This window comes from Paraburkholderia sp. (assembly GCF_035656215.1).
Classification (GTDB): Bacteria; Pseudomonadota; Gammaproteobacteria; order Burkholderiales; family Burkholderiaceae; genus Paraburkholderia.
In genome coordinates this window covers 1-4,611 of the sequence record NZ_DASRSY010000078.1, presented here as the reverse complement: position 1 = coordinate 4,611, position 4,611 = coordinate 1, and the positions used below count along the sequence as shown (strand labels likewise).

The window sequence follows — 4,611 nt, the reverse complement described above, 5'->3', positions numbered from 1 at the left end:
CACCGAAGCGCAAGTCGAGGCGCTGCTCGGCGCGCCGGATATCGACACGCCCTTGGGCCTGCGCGACCGCACCATGCTGGAATTGATGTACGCGAGCGGTTTGCGTGTCACCGAACTCGTTACGCTGAAGACGGTGGAAGTAGGCCTGAACGAAGGCGTAGTGCGCGTAATGGGCAAGGGATCGAAAGAGCGCCTGATTCCGTTCGGCGAAGAAGCGCACGGCTGGATCGAACGCTATTTGCGCGAAGCGCGTCCGGCTTTGCTCGGTGCGCGCGCGACCGATGCGCTGTTCGTCACGAGCCGCGCGGAGGGCATGACCCGCCAGCAGTTCTGGAACATCATCAAGCGCCATGCGGCGGCGGCCAATGTGCACGCGCCGCTCTCGCCGCATACGTTGCGGCACGCGTTCGCGACACACCTGCTGAACCATGGCGCTGATTTGCGCGTCGTGCAACTACTGCTCGGTCATACGGATATCTCGACCACGCAGATCTACACACACGTGGCCCGCGAACGGTTGAAGTCGCTGCATGCGCAGCATCATCCACGGGGCTGAGGGCGCTTGCACGGGCGTTTGCTTTACATGAACTCGCGTAACCGGTGCTTGAGAATCTTGCCAGTCGACGCAGCCGGCAGCGCGGCCAGCACTTTCACTTCGGCAGGGCGCTTGTATGGCGCGAGACGCTCGCCGCACCACGCGATCAGTTCAGCCGGCGACGCCTTCGCGCCCGCGATCAATTCGACGAACGCGACCACTTCCTCGTTACCCTCCACTGCGCGCCCGATCACCGCCGATTGCACCACCTGCGGATGCGCGTTCAACACATGCTCGACTTCTGCCGGATACACGTTGAAGCCCGAGCGGATGATCAGCTCCTTGCTGCGCCCGACGATATGCAATGCTCCGTCCGCGTCCTGCCGCGCGAGATCGCCGGTCTTGAGCCAGCCGTCTTCGGTAACGACAGTGCGGGTCTGCTCCGGGCTACGGTAGTAACCGAGCATCACATTTGGGCCACGCACCCATAGTTCGCCGATTTCGTCCGGCGCGGCATCCACGCCGTCGAGCCCGACGAACCGCACGTCAACGCCAGGAATGACCTCGCCAACCGAGCAATCGCTGCGTGGCGCGTCGAGCATGGTGTGGGAGACGGTCGGGCTGCTTTCGGTCATGCCGTAACCGTTGTGCAGCGGGAGGCCGTATACGCTTTCGACGCGCGCTTTGAGCGCGGCGTCGAGCGGCGAGCCGCCCGAATAGGCAAAGCGCAGATGCGGCGCGGACCACGCGTGGCCGTGCGCCTGCACATGTTCGAGCAGTTTGGCGTGCATGGCCGGGACGCCCTGGAAGATCGACACGCGCTCGTCGGCGAGCGCGCGCCGCACCGCTTCCGGCGTGAAGCGAGGCGCGAGGCGCAAGGTCGCGCCGGCGTGCAGACTGCCGAGACAAACCGATGCAAAGCCGTACACGTGCGAGATCGGCAGAACGGCGTACACGACATCGTCCGGCCCGACATTGCGCAAACGACTGGACACGGCCGCGATGAAAAGCAGATTGCGGTGCGACAGCATCACGCCTTTCGGCGCGCCCGTGGTTCCCGTGGTGTAGATCAGCGCGGCGCATTGGCGGTGATTGGCGGCTTCGACCGGTTCGGTTTTTGCGCCGGCATCGATTGTGTACGACCAGGCGCCGATATCCGGCGTGATGGCAGGCGCTGTGACGGCTTGATGCCGCTGCGCGTGCTGATGGGCATCCGCGGAGCTTTCGGCCGCATACGCGACCACGCGCGGCTGCGCGTGCGCCCGGATCGCGTCGAGTTCTGCCGCTGGCAGGCGTGCGTTCGACACCAGCGCCCACGCGTCGAGTTTCGCAGTTGCGAACAGCAGCACGATCTGCACGATGCTGTTCTCGGCCACGATCATCACGCGATCGCCGCCACGCACGCCCCATTCGCGCAGCAGCGCGGCTGTGGCATCGACGGCTTCCAGAAGTTGCGCATTGGTGAGGCGGCGTGCATCCTCGATCAATGCGATGTGCTGCGGATCGCGCGCGGCTGCGAGCGCCGGAATGTCGGCAATACGCGCGGGCAGAGCGGCTAGCAGCGCGGGAATGTCGATCGCGGAACGGGTGGATGAATCAAGGCTCAACGCTGTCTCCTGTGTCGACCAGAGTTGACGCTTTAGCTGTCGATCAGAGTTTGCGCTTTAGCGCGTTACTCTGATCCCATGCAAAGCACTTACTCTGGTCCCATGCAACATGGTTGCTAAACGTATTCGGTGCCCGGCATACCATGCACCGGAGATTATCGAACGATCGTGCCACAATCGCCGGACCCGCACAATTGGCCGTTCGGCAAATAGCCGTTGTGCAAACTCGCCATTACAATGCGCCGATGAGCAAATCCAGACACGTCTCCGAAACGCCTGCGACGCAGTTTCTGCGCCGCCACGGCGTCACTTTCGGTGAACATCCTTACGATTATGTCGAGCACGGCGGCACCGAAGAGTCGGCGCGCCAGCTCAGTGTGGACGAACATCATGTCGTGAAGACGTTGGTGATGGAAGACGAGCACGCCAAGCCGCTGATTGTGCTGATGCACGGTGACCGCACCGTCAGCACCAAGAATCTGGCGCGGCAGATCGGCGCGAAACGCGTCGAGCCGTGCAAGCCCGAGGTGGCGAACCGGCATTCGGGCTATCTGATCGGCGGTACTTCGCCGTTCGGTACGCGCAAGCAGATGCCGGTGTACGTGGAGTCGAGCATCCTCGAAATGGACAAGATCTGGCTGAACGGCGGGCGGCGCGGTTTTCTGGTCAGCATCGAGCCCGCGGTATTGACGAGCTTGCTGGCGGCGACGCCGGTTCAGTGCGCGAGCGTCGATTGATGTTTGCCTGAATGTTTTTCGGGCCGATGGGTTCGGTAGAATGTGCGCCGCTTTGTTGCCTATTGCGCTCCCTGTTGCGGTTGGGGTATCGAGTTTCAGACCGCCGATCCTTATAAGAGTCCCAGATGCAAAACCTGATCGTTGCTGTCGTTGCCTATCTGATCGGCTCGGTGTCGTTTGCCGTGATCGTGAGCGCCGCGATGGGGCTGGACGACCCACGCTCGTACGGCTCGGGTAACCCGGGCGCGACCAACGTGCTGCGCAGCGGCAGCAAGAAGGCCGCGATTCTTACCCTGATCGGCGACGCCTTCAAAGGATGGCTGCCGGTGTGGTTCGTGGTGCACTTCGGCGCGCGATACGGCCTCGACGATACGTCGGTGGCGATTGCGTCCGTCGCCGTGTTTCTCGGCCACCTGTATCCGGTTTTCTTCCGCTTCAAGGGCGGCAAGGGCGTGGCGACCGCAGCGGGCGTGCTGATCGCGATCAACCCGATCCTCGGCGTCGCCACCTTGCTGACGTGGCTGATCGTGGCGTTCTTCACGCGCTATTCTTCGCTGGCGGCGTTGGCCGCGGCGGTGTTCGCACCGATCTTCGACGGCTTTCTTTTTGGGCCGCATATCATCGCGCTGGCAATTGTCGTGATGAGTTCGCTGCTGGTATGGCGCCACCGCGCGAACGTTGCGAAGCTGATGCGCGGGCAGGAAAGCCGCATCGGCGACAAGAAGAAAACCGACGCAGCGGCCAGCGCTGCGGGCGGGAATGAACCTTGAGTGCGGGCCGGGGGCGCCCGGCTGGGTGTTAACCGGCGTGCTTGTGATCGTTCAGGGAAGGCGCACTGCCTACGCGCAGGTCGTTCGACTCGCGCCGGATGCTTGGGTCTCTGCGCCACGAATCTTCGGACGTCGAGTCTCTAAGTGACCCGTTGCCAGGCGTTCAAATGCGCCGGTGTGCTGAGTCCCAGCGCAGCCTAGCCTTCCGCAATGAGTCCTGACGCAGCCCGTTGCCGAGCTTTCAACATGCGCCCAGTGCAGACTGTGGCGCGTGTTCAGTCGCGGAAGTTGTTGAAGTCGAGCGGGGTATCGGTCACGTCCTTGCGCAGCATTGCGATCACACTTTGCAGATCGTCGCGCTTGCCGCCGGTGATGCGTACCGCGTCGCCCTGAATGCTCGCCTGGACCTTGATCTTGCTGTCCTTCACGAGGCGGACGATTTTCTTCGACAGATCGCCGGACACGCCTTTCTTGATCTTGATGATCTGCTTGACCTTGTCGCCGCCGATCTTCTCGATCTTGCCGTAGTCGAGAAAGCGTACGTCTACATTGCGCTTGGCCATTTTCGACAGCAGCACGTCTTTTACCTGGCCGAGCTTGAAATCGTCGTCGGCGTAGGCCGTGATTTCGCTTTCCTTGTGCTCGACGCGCGCGTCCGACCCTTTGAAGTCGAAGCGGGTTGAAATTTCCTTGTTGGACTGCTCGATCGCGTTCTTGACTTCGATCATGTCCGCTTCGCAGACGACGTCAAACGATGGCATTGTTTTCTCCCAATAGTGCTGCGGTGCGTGGCGCGGCCGGTCGGCTGCTCACGGGGCACTCGCTATAATCACGAACCTGGCGTCATTTTACCGACGCCACTCCCTTTTGCCTAAGGCCGTCGCGGATTGTCGCGCGGCCGGAAGCCAGATGTCGTTTCGTTCGTCGTTCCATTCTTCTCATTCTGATGTCCCAATCCGACT

The 4,611-nt window shown here is 62.2% G+C and carries 5 protein-coding genes; 3 read left to right on the top strand and 2 right to left on the bottom strand.

Translation table 11 applies throughout. The features are described 5' to 3' along the window. A partial coding sequence (locus tag VFE81_RS04310) for a site-specific tyrosine recombinase XerD (protein WP_325043407.1) occupies window positions 1-556 on the top strand: 556 nt, incomplete at its 5' end. 23 nt (window positions 557-579) lie between these two features. Here the strand turns inward: VFE81_RS04310 and VFE81_RS04305 are convergent. Continuing rightward, on the bottom strand, window positions 580-2,142 hold the full coding sequence (locus tag VFE81_RS04305) for a class I adenylate-forming enzyme family protein (protein WP_325043406.1): 1,563 nt from the start codon (window positions 2,140-2,142) through the stop codon (window positions 580-582). 245 nt (window positions 2,143-2,387) lie between these two features. On the opposite strand from VFE81_RS04305, the gene ybaK reads away from it, so the two are divergent. After that, entirely contained in the window at window positions 2,388-2,879 is a 492-nt protein-coding gene (gene ybaK, locus VFE81_RS04300; RefSeq protein WP_325043405.1) for a Cys-tRNA(Pro) deacylase, read from the top strand. Window positions 2,880-3,004: 125 nt separating this feature from the next. Next, entirely contained in the window at window positions 3,005-3,649 is a 645-nt protein-coding gene (gene plsY, locus VFE81_RS04295) for a glycerol-3-phosphate 1-O-acyltransferase PlsY (RefSeq protein ID WP_325043404.1), read from the top strand. Window positions 3,650-3,924: 275 nt separating this feature from the next. Here the strand turns inward: plsY and VFE81_RS04290 are convergent, their stop codons facing one another. Continuing rightward, the gene (locus VFE81_RS04290) at window positions 3,925-4,410 is read right to left on the bottom strand and encodes a YajQ family cyclic di-GMP-binding protein (protein ID WP_054034313.1); all 486 of its coding nucleotides are present in this window, start codon (window positions 4,408-4,410) and stop codon (window positions 3,925-3,927) included. Window positions 4,411-4,611 lie beyond the last annotated feature (201 nt).

Bases quoted from the DNA above. Each gene is read 5' to 3' on its own strand.
- plsY (WP_325043404.1), top strand. From the start codon at position 3,005: ATGCAAAACCTGATCGTTGCTGTCGTTGCCTATCTGATCGGCTCGGTG.
- VFE81_RS04290 (WP_054034313.1), bottom strand. From the start codon at position 4,410: ATGCCATCGTTTGACGTCGTCTGCGAAGCGGACATGATCGAAGTCAAG.
- ybaK (WP_325043405.1), top strand. From the start codon at position 2,388: ATGAGCAAATCCAGACACGTCTCCGAAACGCCTGCGACGCAGTTTCTG.